18 protein-coding genes are annotated in these 19,266 nt (G+C 73.5%); 15 read left to right on the top strand and 3 right to left on the bottom strand.

Annotated features, from left to right (window positions below):
• The first annotated feature begins 7 nt into the window (after positions 1–7).
• Positions 8–499, top strand: coding sequence for a GNAT family protein (locus ACFYSC_RS18605; RefSeq protein WP_362941587.1), 492 nt, complete (start codon positions 8–10; stop codon positions 497–499).
• 91 nt (positions 500–590) lie between these two features.
• On the opposite strand, the gene ACFYSC_RS18600 is transcribed toward ACFYSC_RS18605, so the two are convergent.
• Together ACFYSC_RS18600 and ACFYSC_RS18595 are read right to left on the bottom strand one after the other, a co-directional pair.
• On the bottom strand, positions 591–944 hold the full coding sequence (locus ACFYSC_RS18600; RefSeq protein ID WP_389962712.1) for a DUF742 domain-containing protein: 354 nt from the start codon (positions 942–944) through the stop codon (positions 591–593).
• Entirely contained in the window at positions 941–3,082 is a 2,142-nt protein-coding gene (locus tag ACFYSC_RS18595) for a nitrate- and nitrite sensing domain-containing protein (protein ID WP_389962709.1), read from the bottom strand. Before ACFYSC_RS18595 ends, ACFYSC_RS18600 begins: the two co-directional genes overlap by 4 nt.
• Before the next feature lie 217 nt (positions 3,083–3,299).
• Here ACFYSC_RS18595 and ACFYSC_RS18590 point away from each other — a divergent pair, with 217 nt between their 5' ends.
• The 7 genes from ACFYSC_RS18590 to rfbD all read left to right on the top strand — a co-directional run bounded on the left by ACFYSC_RS18590 (position 3,300) and on the right by rfbD (position 10,034).
• Positions 3,300–4,175 (top strand): DMT family transporter, encoded by an 876-nt coding sequence (locus tag ACFYSC_RS18590; RefSeq protein WP_389962706.1) that lies wholly within the window; start codon positions 3,300–3,302, stop codon positions 4,173–4,175.
• Between the two features lie 69 nt (positions 4,176–4,244).
• Positions 4,245–4,868 carry a GntR family transcriptional regulator gene (locus ACFYSC_RS18585; protein ID WP_362941599.1) on the top strand — a complete coding sequence of 208 codons (624 nt, stop codon included), beginning with the start codon at positions 4,245–4,247 and terminating at the stop codon, positions 4,866–4,868.
• A 117-nt stretch (positions 4,869–4,985) separates the two neighbouring features.
• Positions 4,986–5,336, top strand: coding sequence for a hypothetical protein (locus ACFYSC_RS18580; protein ID WP_362941602.1), 351 nt, complete (start codon positions 4,986–4,988; stop codon positions 5,334–5,336).
• A gap of 243 nt (positions 5,337–5,579) precedes the next feature.
• Positions 5,580–7,034 carry a sugar transferase gene (locus ACFYSC_RS18575; protein ID WP_389962702.1) on the top strand — a complete coding sequence of 485 codons (1,455 nt, stop codon included), beginning with the start codon at positions 5,580–5,582 and terminating at the stop codon, positions 7,032–7,034.
• Between the two features lie 2 nt (positions 7,035–7,036).
• Positions 7,037–8,104 carry a glucose-1-phosphate thymidylyltransferase gene (locus ACFYSC_RS18570; protein WP_389962699.1) on the top strand — a complete coding sequence of 356 codons (1,068 nt, stop codon included), beginning with the start codon at positions 7,037–7,039 and terminating at the stop codon, positions 8,102–8,104.
• Positions 8,101–9,180 (top strand): dTDP-glucose 4,6-dehydratase, encoded by a 1,080-nt coding sequence (rfbB, locus tag ACFYSC_RS18565; protein ID WP_389962696.1) that lies wholly within the window; start codon positions 8,101–8,103, stop codon positions 9,178–9,180. The genes ACFYSC_RS18570 and rfbB overlap by 4 nt, the downstream gene beginning before the upstream one ends.
• The gene (gene rfbD / locus ACFYSC_RS18560; RefSeq protein ID WP_389962693.1) at positions 9,177–10,034 is read left to right on the top strand and encodes a dTDP-4-dehydrorhamnose reductase; all 858 of its coding nucleotides are present in this window, start codon (positions 9,177–9,179) and stop codon (positions 10,032–10,034) included. The genes rfbB and rfbD overlap by 4 nt, the downstream gene beginning before the upstream one ends.
• Here the strand turns inward: rfbD and rfbC are convergent.
• The gene (gene rfbC / locus ACFYSC_RS18555) at positions 10,024–10,731 is read right to left on the bottom strand and encodes a dTDP-4-dehydrorhamnose 3,5-epimerase (RefSeq protein ID WP_389962690.1); all 708 of its coding nucleotides are present in this window, start codon (positions 10,729–10,731) and stop codon (positions 10,024–10,026) included. The genes rfbD and rfbC overlap by 11 nt on opposite strands.
• A gap of 127 nt (positions 10,732–10,858) precedes the next feature.
• Here rfbC and ACFYSC_RS18550 point away from each other — a divergent pair, with 127 nt between their 5' ends.
• From ACFYSC_RS18550 to ACFYSC_RS18520, 7 genes are all read left to right on the top strand, one after another.
• Positions 10,859–12,094, top strand: coding sequence for a methyltransferase domain-containing protein (locus ACFYSC_RS18550; protein ID WP_389962687.1), 1,236 nt, complete (start codon positions 10,859–10,861; stop codon positions 12,092–12,094).
• Positions 12,091–13,008, top strand: a complete 918-nt coding sequence (locus ACFYSC_RS18545) for a sugar phosphate nucleotidyltransferase (protein ID WP_389962684.1) — start codon at positions 12,091–12,093, stop codon at positions 13,006–13,008. Before ACFYSC_RS18550 ends, ACFYSC_RS18545 begins: the two co-directional genes overlap by 4 nt.
• A complete protein-coding gene (locus ACFYSC_RS18540; RefSeq protein WP_389962681.1) occupies positions 13,005–13,679 on the top strand; it encodes a PIG-L deacetylase family protein in 675 nt (224 codons plus the stop codon). Before ACFYSC_RS18545 ends, ACFYSC_RS18540 begins: the two co-directional genes overlap by 4 nt.
• On the top strand, positions 13,664–14,722 hold the full coding sequence (locus tag ACFYSC_RS18535; protein ID WP_389962678.1) for an NAD-dependent epimerase/dehydratase family protein: 1,059 nt from the start codon (positions 13,664–13,666) through the stop codon (positions 14,720–14,722). Before ACFYSC_RS18540 ends, ACFYSC_RS18535 begins: the two co-directional genes overlap by 16 nt.
• A gap of 200 nt (positions 14,723–14,922) precedes the next feature.
• Entirely contained in the window at positions 14,923–16,182 is a 1,260-nt protein-coding gene (locus ACFYSC_RS18530; protein ID WP_389962675.1) for a DUF4910 domain-containing protein, read from the top strand.
• Positions 16,179–17,336, top strand: a complete 1,158-nt coding sequence (locus tag ACFYSC_RS18525; protein ID WP_389962672.1) for a hypothetical protein — start codon at positions 16,179–16,181, stop codon at positions 17,334–17,336. Before ACFYSC_RS18530 ends, ACFYSC_RS18525 begins: the two co-directional genes overlap by 4 nt.
• A 175-nt stretch (positions 17,337–17,511) precedes the next feature.
• Positions 17,512–19,239, top strand: a complete 1,728-nt coding sequence (locus ACFYSC_RS18520; protein WP_389962669.1) for an oligosaccharide flippase family protein — start codon at positions 17,512–17,514, stop codon at positions 19,237–19,239.
• The last annotated feature ends 27 nt before the right edge of the window (positions 19,240–19,266 follow it).

The raw sequence follows: 19,266 nt of genomic DNA, 5'->3' as shown, positions 1-19,266 counted from the left end.
GCGCGGCATGATCGAGGTCGAACTGCGTGACTGGCACCCCGACGACATCGGAGTCGTGCTCGACGCGTTCAGTTCTCCGGACATGGCGCAGCAGTCGGCCTGGCCGGTCGACACCCGGCGGGCGGCGCTGGAGTGGATGGGGACGTGGCGCTTCCGTGACGACGCGCGGGCGTTCGCCGTGGTGGCCGGCGGCGAGGTCGTGGGGAACGTGGCGGTGAGCAACATCGACGCCCATGACACCGGCTGGGTCTCCTACTGGACGTCCCCGCACGCCAGGGGACGGGGGGTGGCGGTGGCGGCGGTGCGCAGGCTGGCGGACTGGGCCTTCGCGGAGCGCGGCCTGTTCCGCCTGGAGCTCGGTCACCGTACGGAGAACGCGGCCTCGTGCGCGGTGGCGACCAGGGCGGGGTTCCTGGTCGAGGGGGTGGAGCGGGCCAAGCTGCGGTACGGGGACGTCCGGCACGACGTGGAACGGCACGCCCGCCTGGCCGTCGACTGATCCTCGGCGCCACCCGGGGGCCGCCGTACGGCCGGGCCGGCGTCCCGTCCGGCTTCGTCCCGGGGCGGCTGTGCGTACGGCGGCCGGCGGCTCACAGCCCCTTCAGGCCGGTCAGGACCTCGCGCAGCACGCTCTCGCGGGGAAGCGCGGCGATGGGGGTGGGCGGCCGGACCGCGACCAGGCCGGAGTCCCGCAGGTCGCCGACGAGCACCCGGATCACCCCGACGGGCAGGCCGGTGGCCGAGGCCATCTCGGCCACCGAGGCCGGAGAGCGGCAGGCTTCCATGATCAGCTCATGCTCGGGAGGAAGGTCCTCCTTGGGCGACCTGATCGCCAGGACCGTGGCCAGCAGGTCGAACGAGGTCCCGCTGCCCCTGGTCCGGCCCCGGGTGAGCGTGTAGGGGCGGACGATCGGCCCGGCGTCGTCGAGCCAGTGATCCGTCATTCCACTCCCTTCTCCTGTTCCGCGCGGTGCCAGCCGTTGCGGAACGACGTCAGCAGGTTGCCCGTGACCGGCCCGGAGGTCTCGTCCGTCGCGGGCGGGACGGACGGCACGGGTGAAGCGGACGGCACCGGCTGGGCGGACGGCGTGAGCTGGGCGGGCGGTGCGGGCGCGGCGGACGGCGTCGTCGCCGGAGCGGTCAGCGCCGGAGCGGTCCGCCGTACCCGGCGGGGGAGGCCGCCGGGGGAGAGCCGCCCGGCGTCGGCCAGGTGGGCGGCCCGGGGAGCGGACGGCTCGGCCATCAGCTCGTTCGGCAGGAGAACGATCGCCGTGGTGCCGCCGAACGGGGAGGGGCGCAGGGTGACGCGGATGCCGTGCCTGGCGGCGAGCTGGGTGACCACGAACAGGCCGAGGCGGTCACTGCCGGCCAGGTCGAACTCCGGCGGGCCGGCCAGCCGCTCGTTGAGCCCGGCCATCTCCTCGGGGGTCATGCCGAGCCCCCGGTCCTCCACCTCGATGGTGTAGCCGCGGGCCACGACCTCGCCGCCGACCCGCACCGTGGTGTTCGGGGGGGAGAAGGCGGCGGCGTTCTCCACCAGCTCGGCCACCAGGTGGATCACGTCGGTCGCGACCGTTCCCAGGACGCAGGGGCCGGGCGGCACGGCCACGGTCACCCGCCGGTAGTCCTCGACCTCCTCGACGGCGGCGCGGACGACGTCGTAGACCATGACGGGCGTCCGCCACCCCCGGCCGGGGGCGGCGCCGGACAGGATGATCAGCCCCTCGGAGTGGCGGCGCATGCGGGTGGTCAGGTGGTCGATGGCGAACAGGTCCTCAAGGGTGTCGGGGTCGCCGGCCCGCTTCTCCATCGCCTCCAGCATGGCGAGCTGCCGGTGCAGGAGCGACTGGCTGCGCCGGGCGAGGTTGACGAACACCTTGTTGACGGCCCTGCGCAGCTCGGCCTGGCCGACGGCCGCCTCGATGGCGGTCCGCTGGACGGAGGAGAACGCCCGGCCGACGTTCGCGACCTCGGCGGTGGTCCCGTGGTCCAGCTCGCGGACCTCCGAGCAGACGTCCTCGCCCTTGCGGAGCCGCTCCACCACGTCCGGCAGCCGCCGGTGGGCCAGGTCGAGGGCGGCGCGCTGGAGGCCGCCGAGCTCGGCGGCGAGCCGGCCGCCGAACCGCACCGAGATGAACACGGAGAAGGCCACGGCCACCAGGCCGAGCCCGCCGGCGACGCCGATCCGGACCAGGATGCCGGTGGCGACCGGCCCCGAGCGTTCGGTGAGACGCCTGCTGGCCTGGCCGCCGAGCTCGTCGAAGGAGTCCGACAGCGCCCTCGCGTTCGCCGCCCAGAAGGAGTCGGGCCGGCCTCCGGCGAGGGCGGTGTGCTCGACCCGTCCGAACGCGACGTAGGCGGGGGAGTCCTCCAGCTTCCGGTAGAGCTCCCGGAACTCCGTGTCGAACTGGTCGAACCCGAGGGAGTAGAGCAGTCTGCGGTTGCTCGCCAGCTCGCCGAACCGGGTGCGCTCGGCGGCGGTCATGGTCTTCGAGGCGACCGCGCCGGAGATGAGCGCGGCCTGCTGGCTGAGCATCTCGCGGCTGCGGCCCACCATGACGACGGCGCGGGTCTGGTCGGCCAGGACGGGGTCCGCTGAGTTGATCTTGCTGTAGGAGTCGAAGGCCGAGCCGATCAGCGCGTTGTAGGCGTCCAGGGTCGCCAGGCGGGTGGCGGTGCGGGTGTCCACCCCGCTCCTGATCTCGGTGAGCCGGTCCAGCACGGTCCTCAGCCGGCCGATCCGCTCCCATACCGCGGGGAGCGTGTTGTCCTCGAGGAGGGGCGTCAGTCGCTCCAGCTCGGCCCGTGCGGCGTTGGTACGGCTCCGCTGGGCGTCCAGTTCGGCGCGGGAGCCGCTGCCGCCCAGGTAGGCGAGGGAGAGCAGGCGTTCGTGCTGGAGCGTGGTGGTCAGCGCCCGGGTGGGGACGACTCCGTACTCGTAACCCTTGCCGGTCCGCAGCAGTTCCAGGCCGCTCTGCAGGGTGAGGGCCGCCGCAAATCCCCAAATTGCTACAAGCGAGACAATTGGTACAAGTAGCAGGGTAAAGATCTTGACCTTGATCGAAGGTTTGCGGTCGCCCATCAGACCTCGCATTACGGATATGGGCTGTCAGCAGTGGCGAAACCCTAGCAACGGCTGTCTTCCGCGACCAGAGATGCGAGTGATTCGTATCCGGCTCGTATTTGCGCTCCGGGGAAACCGGGGATCTTTTCCGCCCCGGGGCGCCCCCCGGGGGTGGGCCGTCCGTCTCCGAAGGTCGATTGGACATGCTCTGTCTGGTTGTCAGACAATACTGGACATGAAGCTCGCCGTGGTCGGAGCCGCCGTCCTGTGGGGGACCGCGGGCACCGCCGGACTGCTCGCCGCCGGGGCCCATCCCGTCTCCCTGGCCGCCGCGCGGCTGGTCGTCGGAGGTCTGGTCCTCGCGGCCGTGGCCGGGCCCGCCGTACGGTCCCTCCCGCACCGGGGCCTGCTCGTGGCGGCCGCCCTGGCGGTGGCCGCCTACCAGCTCTGCTTCTTCGCCGCGGTCGGCCGGACCGGGGTGGCCGTCGGCACCGTGGTCGCGATCGGCAGCGGCCCGGTCTTCGCCGGGCTGCTGACCTGGCTCCTCGACCGGACCCGGCCCACCCGGCGGTGGGCCGGGGCGACCGCGGCGGCGGTCGCCGGCTGCGCCGTGCTGACGGGCGGAGGCGGCGAGGTGCGGGCCGACGGGGTCCTGCTGGCGATGCTCGGCGGCCTGCTGTACGCGTTCTACGTGGTGGCGGCGGCCCGGGTGATCGGCGCCGGTGGCTCCTCCGACACCGTGATGGGGGCGATGTTCGGCGGCGCGGCGGTCGTGATGCTGCCCGTCCTGCTGTGGACGGGCGCCGGCTGGCTGACCGAGCCGCGCGGCCTGCTCACCGCCCTCTACCTGGGCTGCGTCACCACCGCGCTGTCCTACATCCTGTACGGCAGGGGCCTGCGCACCACCCCCGTCGCCACCGCGGCCACACTCTCCCTCGCCGAGCCCGCCGTCGCGGCCCTGCTCGGGATCGCGGTCCTCGGGGAGCGGCTCACCCTCCAGTCGGGGGCCGGTCTGGCGCTGCTCGGCGTGAGCCTCGCCGTGGTGGCGCTCCCCGAGCGGCGGCGGCCCGGCCGCGAGGACCCGGCGACGACGGTGAGGTCGCCGGCGTGACCGTTCATCAGGCGGCGGAGCCTCCGGTGAGGTGCCCGGACGCCCGGCGGCGGCAATAGGGTCGTCGGCGTGACCGTTCCGCTCCGTCCCGTCTCCGCCGTCGAGGCCCTCGCCGACGCCCTGCGCCGCCGGGTGCTCTCCGGCGAGCTGGCTCCGGGCACCCCGCTGCCGGAGCAGGAGCTTTCCGCCGCGTACGGCGTGGCCCGGCCGACCGTCCGCGAGGCGCTGGCCGTACTCGTCCACGAGGGTCTGCTGCGCAGGGAGCGGCACCGCAGCGCGCAGGTGGCCGAGGTGACCCTGGCCGACCTGGACGACCTGATGTTCGTCCGGCGCCCGCTGGAGGACCTGACGGCCGTCGCGCTCGCCGGGCGGCGGGTGGCCGCCGCCGACGCGGCGCTGGACCGGATGGCGGGGCTGCCCGCCGGTGCCCCGTGGTCCGACGTGGTGGCCGAGCACATGGCCCTGCACCAGGCGATGGTCGTCGCGGTGGGCAGCCCCCGGCTGGAGCGCCTGTACGGAGCGCTGGCCGCGGAGACCCGGCTCGGCCTGGTCCGGCTGCGCACCGTCTACACCGACCGCGACGTACTGGTCGCCGAGCACCGCGAGCTGCTCGACGCGGTCGCCCGGGGCCCGGCCGACGCCGCTCGGCGCGCCGTCGCCGCGCACCTGGATCACGGCTGGGGCGAGGGTTGACGGGCCGCTGAGACGTCCCCGCCGGGCCCGTCCGGGCCGGGGATGACAGGCGGGTGACTCGCCCGGCTCGCACGTTTCTATTGCACCGGGTGCCCGGCAGTCGTCAGAATCGCGGCCATGCACGGCGACTCAGTGCCGGACTCCTACGTGTACGTCACCGAAGAAGGCGTTGCCTGCCACTACGTGGACGGCAGCGTCGCCGCCCTCGCGTGGGAGGACCTCGCCGAGGTGCGGATCGAGGGCGGCTCGGACGCGGACATCCTGTACATCCTGCTCGACCACGACGGCCAGAGCTGCGTGGTGCCCAGGTCGGCGGTCGACGCCGCCTTCCTCGCGCGTCTGCGCTACCTGCCCGACTTCGACCCGGAACGGCTCGGCGCGGCGGCGGACGCCTCCGGCGGGGAGTCCGTGGTCGTCTGGCGCAGTCCGGAGCCTCCGGCCCCACTGCCCGACTTTGAATACGACTAAATCACCATTTTTTAGAAAAAGTACCTCAGAAAACCTGCATGTTTGGACCGTTCCGTCAAGATGAGGACGTCTCCTGACTTCGGCCGGTAGTGGACACTGAGCTGCTATTCCCCTGCTCAATGGCGATCTCTAGGATTTCCCTGGAATATCCGCGCTGCCGGTGCATTCGGTAATGCTGTCAACCAAGGAAACGCGATGGGCGTCCCGTTACGGTAACGCCTAGGGCATCCGGGTGGGGTTGGTATGAGGGTGGGGACGGCAGAGCCCGCCACAGGGCTTCTGGATGAAGTCGCACGCAGTGCTCCGAGCATCTGGACGCGCTCCTACGCGCGGGTCCTGCTGGCAGGAGACGTCACCTGCGCCGTGGTCGCCTGCGAGACGGTCCTCGGGATCCGTCTCTGGTTCGGCGCGTTCATCCCGAGGACGGAGGCGCTGCTGGGGCTCGGCCTGGCCCTGGCGTGGCCGTTCTCGCTCGCGATCGCCGGCGCGTACCGAAGACGCGCGCACGGCGAGGGAACGGAGGAGTTCCGGGCGGTTTTCGACGGAGGCGTGGGACTTACCGCCGCCGTGGCCATCGGCGCATACGCGACACAGACGACCATCGCCCGGAGTTTCGTCATGGCGATGTTCCCGCTCGCCCTTCTCCTGACGATTCTCTTCCGATATCGCATGCGCAAACGGCTCCACCGGCGGCGCTCCACCGGCGAGTACATGCGCCGGGTGGTCGCCGTCGGCCACCGCGAGTCCGTGCTCGACCTGGTGATGCAGTTCCGCAGGCAGCCGCACCACGGCATGCGCGTCGTGGCCGCGTGCCTGCCCGCCCCCGCGAAGACGGCCGACGTCGACGGCGTCCCGGTCCTCGGGGGCTTCACCGACGTCGCCGAGGTCGTGACCAAGGCCGAGGCCGACGCCGTCGCCGTACTGGCCTGCCCCGAACTGGACGGCGCCGCGCTGCGCCGGCTCGCCTGGGGCCTGGAGGACGCCCGCACCGACCTGTTCGTGGCGCCCGCCCTGATGGACGTCGCGGGTCCGCGCATCAGCATCCGCCCGGTGGCCGGGATGCCGCTGCTGCACGTGGAGCACCCGGAGTTCGACGGCGCGAAACACCTCGCCAAGAGCCTGTTCGACCGGGCCGGCGCCGCCGCGGCCCTGCTGCTGCTGGCCGTGCCCATGCTCGTCATCAGCGTCCTGATCCGGGCGACCAGCCCGGGACCGGCGCTGTTCCGGCAGGTCAGGGTGGGCAGGGGCGGGCGGGAGTTCAGGGTGGTGAAGTTCCGCACCATGGTGGTGGACGCCGAACGCCGCAAAGTGGAGCTCACCTCACACAACGAGTTCGACGGCGTGCTGTTCAAAATACGGAACGATCCAAGGATCACCCGGGTCGGCGCGTTCCTGCGCCGCTACTCCCTCGACGAGCTGCCGCAGCTCCTCAACGTGCTGCGGGGGGAGATGTCGCTCGTCGGGCCGCGGCCCCCGCTGCCCGACGAGGTCGCCCAGTACGGCGCCGACGTCCGCCGCCGCCTGGTCGTCAGGCCCGGCATGACCGGCCTGTGGCAGGTGAGCGGCCGCTCCGACCTGAGCTGGGAGGAGTCGGTCCGCCTGGACCTGCGCTACGTCGAGAACTGGTCGCTCATGCTCGACCTGCAGATCCTGTGGAAGACCTGGAGCGCCGTCACCGGCGGAGAAGGAGCCTACTGACAGTGAAAGCACTCCTGCTCGCCGGAGGGTCGGGCACCAGGCTGCGGCCGATCACCCACACCTCCGCCAAGCAGCTCGTCCCGGTCGCCAACAAGCCCGTCCTGTTCTACGGCCTGGAGGCCATCGGAGCCGCCGGGATCCGCGAGGTCGGGATCGTCGTGGGCGACACGCAGGCCGAGATCGAGGCGGCGGTCGGCGACGGCTCGGCGTTCGGCCTGGAGGTGACCTACCTGCGGCAGGAGGCACCGCTGGGTCTCGCCCACGCCGTGCTGATCGCCCGCGACTACCTCGGCGGCGACGACTTCGTCATGTACCTCGGCGACAACTTCGTCGTCGGCGGCATCGACGACATCGTGGCGCGGTTCGCCCGCGAACGGCCGGACGCCCAGATCATGCTCACCCGCGTCGGCGACCCCCGGCAGTTCGGCGTGGCCGAGCTGGACGCCGCCGGCCGCGTCGTCGGGCTGGAGGAGAAGCCCGCCGACCCCAAGAGCGACCTCGCGCTCGTCGGCGTCTACCTCTTCACACCCGCGATCCACGACGCGGTGGCCGGGCTCAAGCCGTCGTGGCGGGGCGAGCTGGAGATCACCGACGCGATCCAGTGGCTGATCGAGGAGGGAAGGCGCGTCTCCTCCACCGTCATCACCGGCTACTGGAAGGACACCGGCAACGTCACCGACATGCTGGAGGTCAACCGGCTGGTCCTGGAGTCGCTGGAGCCCCGGGTGGACGGCCGGGCGGACGCCGCCAGCGAGCTGATCGGCCGGGTCGCCGTCGAGGCGGGCGCCGTGGTGGAGCGGTCGCGCATCGTCGGCCCGGCCGTCATCGGCGCCGGGACCCGCGTCGTGGACAGCTACGTCGGCCCCTTCACCTCCATCGCGGCCGGCTGCCTGATCTCCGGCAGCGAGATCGAGTACTCGATCGTGCTGCCCAGGTCCTCGATCCGCGGGGTCTCCCGCATCGAGGCGTCCCTCATCGGCCACGACGTCGAGGTCACCCCGGCCCCCGCCATCCCCCGAGCCCACCGCCTCGTGCTGGGCGATCACAGCAAGGTGCAGATAATTTCATGACAGACTCCGGTCGCACCGCCGCCCGCGTGTTCCGCCGTGTCCTGGTCACCGGCGGCGCCGGGTTCATCGGCTCCCACTTCGCCCGCTCGCTCGCCGCGGACGGCGTCGCCGTGACGGTCCTCGACAAGCTGACCTACGCCGGCAACCCGGCGAACCTGCGCGACGTCCCGCACGACTTCGTGCGCGGCGACGTCTGCGACGCCGCGCTCCTGGCGGAGGTCGTGCCGGGCCACGACCTCGTGGTCAACTTCGCCGCCGAGTCCCACGTGGACCGGTCGATCGAGGGGCCGGCCGAGTTCACCCGGACCAACGTCCTCGGCACGCAGACGCTGATGCAGGCGTGCCTGGAAGCGGGCGTCCCGCGGGTGGTGCAGGTGTCCACCGACGAGGTGTACGGGTCGATCGACAGCGGCTCCTGGGACGAGTCAGCGCCGCTGCGGCCCCGCTCGCCGTACGCGGCGGCCAAGGCGGGCGGCGACATGATCGCGCTCGCCTACGCCGTCACCTACGGCCTGCCGGTGTCGGTCACCCGCTGCGGCAACAACTACGGCCCCTACCAGTACCCGGAGAAGGTGATCCCCCTCTTCGTGACCAACCTGCTGCGCGGCCTGAAGGTGCCCCTGTACGGCGACGGCGGCAACGTGCGCGACTGGATCCACGTCGCCGACCACTGCGCGGGCATCCGCCTGGTGGCCGAGCGCGGCGAGCCCGGCGAGGTCTACCACATCGCCGGTACGGCGGAGCTGAACAACGTCGAGCTCACCGAGCGGCTGCTCGCGGCCTGCGACGCCGGATGGGACATGGTCGAGCGCGTCACCGACCGCAAGGGGCACGACCGCCGCTACTCGCTGGACGACGCGAGGCTGCGCGCCCTCGGTTACCGCCCGGCCGTGCCGTTCGACCGGGGGCTGGCCGACACCGTCCGCTGGTACACCGACAACCCCGACTGGTGGAAGGCCGCCGTGGAGGAGCGCCGCGGGGAGCCCCGGCCCGCCCTCGGGGTCGCGTCAGGCGGCGAGACCCGCGAGGTTCCCCGGGGTCTCGCGGTGACCGCGCCGGGCGAGGGGGACGCGTGACCCGCTGGCTGGTCACCGGCGCCTCCGGCATGCTCGCCACCGAGCTGCTGCGCCGCCTTTCCGCCGACGGCGAGGACGTCGTCGCGCTCGGCAGGGCCGGCCTCGACCTGCGCGACACGCACGCCGTACACCGCCTGGTGCCGGACCTGCGGCCCGACGTCGTGGTGAACTGCGCCGCGTGGACCGCGGTGGACGACGCCGAGACCCGCGAGGCCGAGGCGCTGGCCGTCAACGGGCACGGCGTACGGGCGCTGGCCGAGGCGTGCCGGACGGCCGGCGCGCGGCTGGTCCAGCCGTCCACCGACTACGTCTTCGACGGCTCCGCCCACGCCCCCTATCCCGAGGACGCCCCGACCGGGCCGGTCAACGCCTACGGGCGCACCAAGCTCGCGGGCGAGCGCGCGGTGCTGGAGACGCTCCCCGACTCCGGCTACGTCGTGCGGACCGCCTGGCTGTACGGCGGGGCCGGCCGGAACTTCGTCCGCGCGATCCTCGCGGCGGAGCGGGCACGGCCGGTCGTGGACGTCGTGGCCGACCAGTTCGGCCAGCCGACCTGGGCCGGCGACCTCGCGGCCGGGATCGCCGCGCTCGGCCGCTCGGACGCCCCGCCGGGCGTCTACCACGCCACCGGATCCGGAGCCACGAGCTGGTACGGCTTCGCCCGGGAGATCTTCGAGCTGGCCGGCGCGGACCCGGCGCGGGTCAACCCGGTCACGGCCGGGGAGTTCCCCCGTCCGGCGCGGCGACCGGCCTACGGAGTGCTGGGACACGACCGCTGGCGGCGGGCGGGGCTGCCGCCGCTGCGGCACTGGCGGAAGGCGCTGCGGGAGTCCGATGTGCTGGTCAGAGGCTAGGGCCGCCGGCGCCGCCCACGACGGGGAGGCCGGGGGCGGCGTCCGGGGCGGGGCCGTACGGGTCCGGAACCCGGGCGGCCCCGTCCGCGGCGGTGGCACGGTCCACGGCGGCCAGGCGGCGGTAGTGCGCCACGCAGGTCTCGTAGCGGGGCAGCAGACCCGCCGCGAGCGCCTCGGCGAGGGTGGGCGCGGCGGCGTCCTTGTCCGACAGGATCGGCTCCACGCCGGCCGGCCACTCGATGCCGACGGCCGGGTCGAGCGGGTGGACGCCGTGCTCGCGGGCCGGGGTGTAGGGCTCCGAGCACAGGTAGACGACCGTGGCCTCCTCGGTGAGCGCCATGAAGCCGTGGCCCAGCCCCTCGGCGACGTACAGGCCGCGCCGCGACTCCTCGTCCAGGCGCACCGTCTCCCACCGGCCGAAGGTGGGCGAACCCACCCGGATGTCCACCACCACGTCCAGGACGGCCCCGGAGACGCACGTGAGGTACTTCGCCTGGCCGGGCGGCACGTCCGCGAAGTGGACGCCCCGCACCACCCCGCGCCGGGAGACGGAGCAGTTGGCCTGGGCCAGGCCGAGTCCGCGCCCGGTCGCCTCCCGCAGGCCGTCGGAGAGGAAGACCTCGGCGAACGTGCCGCGCCGGTCGGCGTGGACCCGCGGCGCATGGACCCACGCGCCGTCGATGCTCAGCGGCTTCATGGGCCGAAGCATGCCACGGCGGTGTAACGCGGCGGAGGAAACGGGCGAAATTCAAGGGTCCCCGCCCGCTGAAGTGATCTTGGCGAACATCGGTCGAGCCGCGTCAGGCGGCGAGGGAGCGTAACGAATGACAACCTGCCGGCTGTGCGGTTCGACGAGCCTCGCCGGCGTCGTCGACCTGGGGGCGACGCCGCCCTGCGAGCGGTTCCTGACCGCCGACCGGCTCGACGAGCCGGAGCCGACCTACCCGCTGCACCTGCGGGTGTGCACCGTCTGCTGGCTGGCGCAGATCCCGCCGCTGATCACCCCCGAGGACACCTTCACCGAGTACGCCTACTTCTCGTCCTACTCGACGTCGTGGGTGGAGCACGCGCGGCGGTTCGTGGACGACGCGGCGGAGCGGCTGGGGCTGGACGGCGGCTCGTTCGTCGTCGAGGTGGCGAGCAACGACGGCTACCTGCTGCGGCACGTGGTCGACCGGGGCATCCGCTGCCTGGGCGTCGAGCCGTCGGCGAACGTCGGGCGGGCGGCCAGGGAGCGCGGCGTGCCGACGATGGAGGCGTTCCTCGGCCCGGAGACCGGCGCGGAGGTGCGCGCCGGGCACGGGCCGGCCGACCTCGTCGTGGCCAACAACGTCTACGCCCACATCCCCGACGTCGTCGGCTTCACCAGGGGCCTGCGCGCGCTCGTCGCCGAAGACGGGTGGGTCTCGATCGAGGTGCAGCACCTGCTGACGCTGATGGAGCTGAACCAGTACGACACGATCTACCACGAGCACTTCCAGTACTACACGGTCGCCTCCGCCCGCCGCGCCCTGGCCTCGGGCGGGCTGGCCCTGGTGGACGTCGAGCGGCTGCCGACCCACGGGGGCTCGATCCGGCTGTGGGCCCGCCCCGAGGAGGCGGCGGGCGAGCCGTCGGAGCGGGTGGCCGAGGCGCTCGCCGAGGAGAAGGCCGCCGGCCTGCACGAGCTGGCCGGGTACGCCGAGTTCGCCGACCGGGTGGCCCGCGTCCGGCGCGACCTGCTGGGGTTCCTGCTGCGGGCCGCGGAGGAGGGCCGCACGGTCGTCGGGTACGGCGCGCCGGGCAAGGGCAACACGCTGCTCAACCACTGCGGCGTCCGCCCCGACCTGCTCCGCTACACCGTCGACCGCAACCCCTACAAGCACGGCAGGTTCACCCCGGGCGCGCGGATCCCGATCCACCCGCCCGAGCGGATCGCCGAGGACCGGCCCGACTACGTGCTGGTCCTGCCGTGGAACCTGCGCGAGGAGCTCACCGGCCAGCTGTCCTTCGTCGGCGAGTGGGGCGGCCGGCTGGTCTTCCCCATCCCGAGACTGGAGATCGTCGAGGTGAAGCCGTGAAGGTCGTCCTCTTCTGCGGCGGGTACGGCACGCGGATGCGCAGCGGGACTCCCGGTGACGTGCCCAAGCCCATGCAGCTCGTGGGTCCCCGCCCGCTCATCTGGCATGTGATGCGGTACTACGCGCACTTCGGGCACACCGAGTTCGTCCTGTGCCTGGGCTACGGCGCACACCACATCAAGGACTTCTTCCTGAACTACGAGGAGACCACCTCCAACGACTTCGTGCTGCGCGGCGGCCGGGTCGAGCTGCTGTCCACCGACATCTCCGAGTGGTCGATCTCGTTCGTGCAGACCGGCATCGACTCGCCCATCGGCGAACGGCTGCGCCGGGTCCGCGACCACCTCGGCGGCGACGACATGTTCCTCGCCAACTACGCCGACGTCCTCACCGACGCGCCGCTGCCGGAGATCATCGACCGCTTCACCGCCTCCGGCGCGGGCGCCTCGATGATGGTCGTCCCGCCGGCGGACACCTTCCACTGCGTGGAGATGGGCGAGCGCGGGCTGGTCGGCGGCATCACCCCGGTCAGCCGGATGCCGCTGTGGGTGAACGGCGGGTACTTCGTGCTCCGGCAGGAGGTCTTCGACCACATCCCGCCGGGCGGCGACCTCGTCACGGACGGCTGCGCCGAGCTGGCCAAGCGCGGCCGGCTGCTCGCCTACCCGCACCGCGGCTACTGGCGGCCGACCGACACGGTGCGGGAGCGGGTCGCCCTGGACGAGGCGTACTCGCGGGGCGATCGGCCGTGGGCGCTGTGGGAGCGCGAACCCGGCACGCCGCCGCCTCCGCCGGGAACGGTCCCACGGGCCGCGGCGGCCGTGCCGGCGGGGGTCGGAGCCACAGCCGGTACGGCCGCCGAGGCCCCGGAGGGGCCGGCCGCCGGGACCGTACCGGAGGCGCGGACCCCGTGATCGGATTCCGGACGCCGCCGGGCCACGGCGCGATCGCCCTGCTCGCCGCGCACTGCGACGACCTCGCCATCGGCGCCGGCGGCACCCTGCTCACCCTCTGTACGGCCCGCCCCGGCCTGCGGGTGGACGCGCTGGTGCTCTCCGGCGGCGGCACCGAGCGGGAGGACGAGGAGCACGCCGCCCTCGCGGCCTTCTGCCCCGGCGCGGACCTGCGGCTGACCGTGCTGAAACTGCCCGACGGGCGGCTGCCCGCGCACTGGGACGAGGCCAAGGACGCGGTCGAGGACCTGCGCGCGCGGACCGACCCCGACCTGCTGTTCGCGCCGCACCCCGGCGACGCCCACCAGGACCACCGGGGCCTGGCGAAGCTCGTGCCCACGGCCTTCCGCGACCACCAGGTGCTCGGCTACGAGATCGTCAAATGGGACGGCGACCTCGGGCGGCCGTCGGTCTACCAGCCGCTCGCCCCGGAGGTCGCCGAGGCGAAGGCGTCCCTGCTGCACGAGCACTACCCCTCCCAGCGCCGGCGGCCCTGGTACGACAGGGAGGCGTTCCTCGGCCTGGCCCGCATCCGCGGGATCGAATGCCACGCCCGCTACGCCGAGGCGTTCCACGTAAACAAGCTGACCCTTGATCTGGCTGGAGGAGAGACGCGATGCGGGTGCTGCTGACCGGGCATCAGGGATACCTGGGGAGCGTGATGGCCCCGGCGCTGGCCGGGGCGGGTCACGAGGTCACCGGCCTGGACTCCGGGCTGTTCGCCGACTGCGTCCTGGGCCCCGCGCCCGCCGACCCGGGCGGGCACCTGACCGACCTGCGGGACGTCACCGCCGCACAACTGGCCGGGGTGGACGCTGTGATCCACCTGGCCGCGCTGTCCAACGACCCGCTCGGCTCGCTGGCGCCGGAGCTGACCTACGAGATCAACCACCACGCGTCGGTACGGCTGGCCCGGCTGGCCCGCGACGCGGGCGTGCGGCGGTTCCTGTACGCCTCCACCTGCTCGGTCTACGGCGCCTCCGGCGGCGACGACCTGGTCGGCGAGGACGCGCCGCTGCGCCCGGTGACCCCGTACGCCGAGTCCAAGGTCCGCGTCGAGGACGACCTGGCCGAGCTGGCCGACGGCGACTTCAGCCCGGTGTTCCTGCGCAACGCCACCGCGTTCGGCTTCTCGCCCCGGCTGCGGGCCGACATCGTGCTGAACAACCTCGTGGGGCACGCGCTGCTGACCGGGGAGGTCCGGGTGCTGTCCGACGGCACCCCGTGGCGGCCGCTGGTGCACGCCCGCGACATCGCCGACGCCTTCGTCCTGGCGCTGACGGCCCCCAGGGACGCGGTGCACGCCAGGGCGTTCAACGTGGGCACCGAGCAGAACAACGTGCGGGTGTCGGAGATCGCCGCCGAGGTCGCCGAGGCGGTGCCCGGCTCCCGGCTGGTGATCACCGGCGAGGCCGGGGCGGACCCGCGGTCCTACCGGGTCGACTTCTCCCGGGTGCGCGCCGCGCTGCCCGGCTACCAGGCGCGCTGGACGGTCAAGGCGGGCGCGGCCGAGCTGGTGGAGTCCTACGAGCGGCACGGCCTGACGGGGCACGACTTCCAGCGGCGCTTCACCCGCCTGTCCCGGCTGGCGGACCGGCGGACGGCCGGCACCGTCGACGACACGCTCCGGCCGGTCGCCGGCGACGCGCTCCGGCCGAGGGACGGCCGCCGATGACCGCCGGAACCTCCGGGCCCGGAGCCCCCGGAACCGCCGGGCCCGAAACCCCTGGAGCCCCCGGAACCGCCGGGCCCGAAACCCGGCGGGAGGCCGACGACGAGGGGGGGACGGCCGGAACGACCCGGACCGGCTCATCCGATCCGGCGGGACCGGCCCGGCCGGACGCACCCGGCACGGCCGGGGACGAGGGCCGGGAGATGCACGCCCTGGTCGAGCGGCTCTATCCGTTGTGCCGGAGCATCACCGGCGACGGCGTGCGCCGGACCCTGGACATCGTCGGCGAGAGCGTCCCGCTCCGGATCCGCGAGGTCCCGACGGGGACGCAGGTCCTCGACTGGACCGTGCCGAAGGAGTGGAACATCCGCGACGCCTACGTCAAGGACGCCTCCGGCAGGAGGGTCGTCGACTTCGCCGCGTCGAACCTGCACGTGGTCGGATACAGCGTCCCGGTGTCGGCCTCCATGACCCTCGCCGAGCTGCGCCCCCACCTGCACACGCTGCCCGAGCAGCCCGGCCTGACCCCGTACCGCACCAGCTACTACGCCGAGACCTGGGGCTTCTGCCTTCCGGAGGACACGCTCGCGGCCCTGCCGGAGGGCCGCTACGAGGTCCGGATCGACTCGACCCTCGCCGACGGCCACCTCACCTACGGCGAGCACGTGGTGCCCGGCCGCACCTCCGAGGAGGTGCTCGTCTCCTGCCACGTGTGCCACCCGTCGCTGGCTAACGACAACCTCGCGGGCATCGCGGTGGCCACCCGCCTCGCCCGGCGGCTGGCCGGGACCGACCCCCGCCACACCTACCGCTTCCTGTTCGCGCCCGGCACCATCGGCGCGATCACCTGGCTGGCCCTCAACCGCGAGCGCGCCGGAAACATCCGGCACGGCCTCGTGCTGGCCTGCGCCGGGGACCGCGGCCACCTGACCTACAAGCGCAGCAGGCGGGGCGGCGCCGCCGTGGACCGGGCCGCGGCCCACGTGCTGCGTGCCTCGGACCGGCCCCACGAGGTCGTGGACTTCTCCCCGTACGGCTACGACGAACGGCAGTTCTGCTCCCCGGGGTTCGACCTGCCGGTGGGCTGCCTGACCCGCACGCCGTACGCCGGCTACCCCGAGTACCACACCTCGGGCGACGACCCCGGCTTCGTGACGCCGGAGGCCATGGCCGACACCCTCGAAGCCTGCTGGGAGATCACCCGGGTGCTGGAGGGCGACCGCCGGTACCTCAACCTCAGCCCGTACGGCGAGCCGCAGCTCGGCAGGAGGGGCCTGTACGGCTCGCTGGGCGGGCGAAGTGACGCGAAACAGGCGCAGATGGCGATGCTGTGGGTGCTGAACCTCTCGGACGGCGACCACGGCCTGCTGGACGTCGCGGAACGGTCCGGCCTGCCGTTCCACGTGGTGGAGGACGCGGCGCGGGACCTCCGCGACGCCGGACTGCTCAAGGAGCTGGGATGACGGCGACACGGACCGCCCCGGACGCGGGCGCCCTCGGCCTCCGGGTGGGGGATCTGGTGGAGGTGCGCGGCGAGGCCGAGATCCTGGCCACGCTGGACGAGCGGGGCGAGCTGGAGGGCCTGCCCTTCATGCCGGAGATGCTGGCCTACTGCGGGCGGCGGCTCACCGTGCACAAGGTGGCGCACAAGGTGTGCGACACCATCGGCCGCAGCGGCATGCGGCGGATGGAGCGCGCCGTCCACCTCACCGGCGCGCGCTGCGACGGCGGCGCGCACGGCGGCTGCCAGACGGCCTGCCTCATGTACTGGAAGGAGGCGTGGCTCAGACGGATCGACCCCGACGCCCCTCCGGAACCGGGGGCCCCCGCCGATCCGGTGGGGGCCTCGCCCGGCGCCGCCGTACCGGAGCGGGGGGACGGCTCCTTCGCCGCGCTCGGCGCCCTGGGCTCGGACGTGCCGTCCGGGCCCGCGCCGTCCGGGGCCGCTTCGGGGCCGGCCGTGCCGCCCGGTCCCGCGCCGGGGCGTCGCCTGCTGCCGCTCCTTGAGGCGGCCGCCAGGAAGGAGCCGGGTCCCGACGGTGAGGAACGGTTCTCCTGCCAGGGGACCGAGATGCTGCGCGCCGCGCCGTCCTGCCTGCCGCTCAAGGACGTCCGGCAGTACGTCATGGACGTGCGCACCGGCAACGCGGGACCGCTGTTCGTGCTCCGCGCCCTCCTCATCGGGATCTTCAACCGGGTCCAGGACCGCAGCCGGAAGCTGCCCCGATGGCTGCGGTTCCGGGACGGCATGCGGTGGGGGTTCGTCGCGGGGCGGCTCACCGGCGCGACGCCGGGCGCCACCCTCGGCCTGCGACCGGGCGAGCTCGTCCGGATCAAGTCGAAGGCGGAGATCCTCAGGACCCTCAACCAGGACCGGCTCAACCGGGGGATGGGGTTCGACGAGGAGATGTCGCGGTACTGCGGGCGGACCGCGCGGGTGCTGTCCCGGGTGGACCGTTGCATCGACGAGCGGACCGGCCGGATGCTCACGATGAAGAGCCCCTGCATCGTCCTCGAGGGCATCGTCTGCGCGGGCGCCTACACCGTGAGCTGCCCCCGGGCGTTCATCCCGTTCTGGCGGGAGATCTGGCTGGAACGGGTCGAGGAACCCGCCTGAGAGGGACCGGCCCGTGAGGGACCGGCCTGGGAGGAACCGGCCTGGGAGGAACAGGCCGGGAGGATCCGATCGGAAAGGGGTCGGCCTGCGAGGAACCGGCCCGGGAGCGATCCGCCTGGCCCGCCGTACGCCGGAGAAGGGCGTCGGCCGGTGGGCGGACGGTGAGAGGCGAGAGATGGAAGACGGTCAGGGCGCGACGCCGGCCACCGGCGTCGCCCCCGGGCGGCCCGGCGGAGCCGCGGACTCGGACGGCGGCCCCGCGCTCCGGGAGGAGGTTCACCCCGGTTCGGACACTGCGGATCCGGGCGGCGGCCAGGCCGGGCAGATCGGAAGGCAGGCGGGGCGCGGGCTGCGCTGGAGCGTGCTCGGCAACCTGGTGATGAAGGCCGGCTCGTTCACCATGAGCCTCGTCCTCGCCCGCCTGCTGGTGCCCGAGGACTTCGGCGTCTACGCCATCGCGCTGGCCGCAAGCCAGTTCGTCCTCTACGTCAACGACGCGGGCGTCATCGCGGCCGTCGTGCAGTGGCGGGGCCGGCTGGAGGACATCGCGCCCACCGCGACCGTCGTGGCCATCGCCTCAAGCGTCGCCCTGTACGGGGTCTTCTGGGTGGTCGCGCCGTACTTCGCGGAGATGTCCGGCAACGAGGGCGCCACCGGGGTGATCCGGGTGCTCAGCGCCACCAACCTCGTCTACGGCCTGACCGCCGTGCGCAGCGCGGCGCTGATGCGCAGGTTCCAGCAGGACCGGCTCACCCGGGCCAACCTGGCGGGCTTCTGCGTGAACGCCCCGGTGACCATCGGGCTCGCCGCCGCGGGCGCCGGCGCCTACAGCTTCGCCTGGGGCCAGCTCGCCGGCGCCGCCGTCACCGGGGTGCTGGTGGTCGTCTTCGCCCGGGTGCGGATCAGCGTCGGGCTGGACCGCGCGGCCGCCGGCCGGCTCCTGGTGTTCGGACTCCCCCTGTGCGTCAGCCTGGGCATCGAGGGGGTGCTGCTGAACGCCGACTCCGTCATCGTCGGCGACACCCTCGGCGCCGCCCCGCTCGGCTTCTACCTGCTGGCCTTCAACATCTCCAGCTGGGTGCCCGGCCTGGTCGGCACCGCCATCCGCTACGTCGCGCTGCCCGGCTTCTCCCGGCTGGCCGAGGAGGACCGGGAGTCGCTGTCGCGGGGGGTGGGGCGGGCCGTACCGCTGCTGGTCTCCGTCGTCCTGCCGATCGCCGTGGTGCTCGGCACGCTCGCCCCCTCGGTGGTGGTCCTCCTGTACGGCGAGCGCTGGGCGCCCGCCGCCGAGGTGCTGCGGTTCCTCGCGATCCTCATGGTCGTGCGGATGCTGGCCGCCCTGGCGGTGGACATCCTTGCGGCCATGGGCGCGACCCGGTCCACCGTGTGGCTCAACCTGGGCTGGGCCGTGGTGCTGGTGCCCGCCCTGATGGCGGGCGCGCGCCTGGACGGCATCCGGGGGGCGGCGGTCGCGCACGCGGCGGTCGCGCTGCTGGTGGCGCTGCCGCTGACCGCGCTCGTCCTGCACCGGGCCGGAGTGGCCATCGCCCCGATCGCCTCCGCCCTGGTGCGGCCGCTGCTGAGCGGCGCGCTGGCGGCGGCGGTGATGACCGCGCTGGCGCACGTCACCCCGGACGTCCCGTTCGTACGGCTCTGCGTGGCGGGTGGCGCGGGAACGCTCGTCTTCGTGCTCCTCGTCGTGCCGCGGGCCGAGCTGGGAAGGCTCGCCGCCCGGGTGGCCGGACCGGCGGCCGCCGGGTCCCGCCGTCCGGGCCGGGGAACGCCGGCCCACGCCGAACCCTCCGACCACGCCGAGCCCGTCCGATCATCCGGCTCCCGTCCGGGAGCGCCGGCCCACGCCCGACCCCTGACCCACGCCGAACCCCCGGACCCCGCCCGGTGACGCCGGGCCCCGAACCCATCGAGTTGA

The organism is Streptosporangium sp. NPDC004379, assembly GCF_042873875.1.
Lineage (GTDB): Bacteria > Actinomycetota > Actinomycetes > Streptosporangiales > Streptosporangiaceae > Streptosporangium.
Note: the sequence above shows the minus strand (reverse complement) of the source record. Positions and strands in the feature narration are given on the sequence as shown.

What these genes read in the sequence shown, in the direction of transcription:
- ACFYSC_RS18605 (WP_362941587.1), top strand. Translation starts at nt 8, where the DNA reads ATGATCGAGGTCGAACTGCGTGACTGGCACCCCGACGACATCGGAGTC.
- ACFYSC_RS18600 (WP_389962712.1), bottom strand. Translation starts at nt 944, where the DNA reads ATGACGGATCACTGGCTCGACGACGCCGGGCCGATCGTCCGCCCCTAC.
- ACFYSC_RS18595 (WP_389962709.1), bottom strand. Translation starts at nt 3,082, where the DNA reads ATGGGCGACCGCAAACCTTCGATCAAGGTCAAGATCTTTACCCTGCTA.
- ACFYSC_RS18590 (WP_389962706.1), top strand. Translation starts at nt 3,300, where the DNA reads ATGAAGCTCGCCGTGGTCGGAGCCGCCGTCCTGTGGGGGACCGCGGGC.
- ACFYSC_RS18580 (WP_362941602.1), top strand. Translation starts at nt 4,986, where the DNA reads ATGCACGGCGACTCAGTGCCGGACTCCTACGTGTACGTCACCGAAGAA.
- ACFYSC_RS18575 (WP_389962702.1), top strand. Translation starts at nt 5,580, where the DNA reads ATGAGGGTGGGGACGGCAGAGCCCGCCACAGGGCTTCTGGATGAAGTC.
- rfbB (WP_389962696.1), top strand. Translation starts at nt 8,101, where the DNA reads ATGACAGACTCCGGTCGCACCGCCGCCCGCGTGTTCCGCCGTGTCCTG.
- rfbC (WP_389962690.1), bottom strand. Translation starts at nt 10,731, where the DNA reads ATGAAGCCGCTGAGCATCGACGGCGCGTGGGTCCATGCGCCGCGGGTC.
- ACFYSC_RS18550 (WP_389962687.1), top strand. Translation starts at nt 10,859, where the DNA reads ATGACAACCTGCCGGCTGTGCGGTTCGACGAGCCTCGCCGGCGTCGTC.
- ACFYSC_RS18535 (WP_389962678.1), top strand. Translation starts at nt 13,664, where the DNA reads ATGCGGGTGCTGCTGACCGGGCATCAGGGATACCTGGGGAGCGTGATG.
- ACFYSC_RS18530 (WP_389962675.1), top strand. Translation starts at nt 14,923, where the DNA reads ATGCACGCCCTGGTCGAGCGGCTCTATCCGTTGTGCCGGAGCATCACC.
- ACFYSC_RS18525 (WP_389962672.1), top strand. Translation starts at nt 16,179, where the DNA reads ATGACGGCGACACGGACCGCCCCGGACGCGGGCGCCCTCGGCCTCCGG.
- ACFYSC_RS18520 (WP_389962669.1), top strand. Translation starts at nt 17,512, where the DNA reads ATGGAAGACGGTCAGGGCGCGACGCCGGCCACCGGCGTCGCCCCCGGG.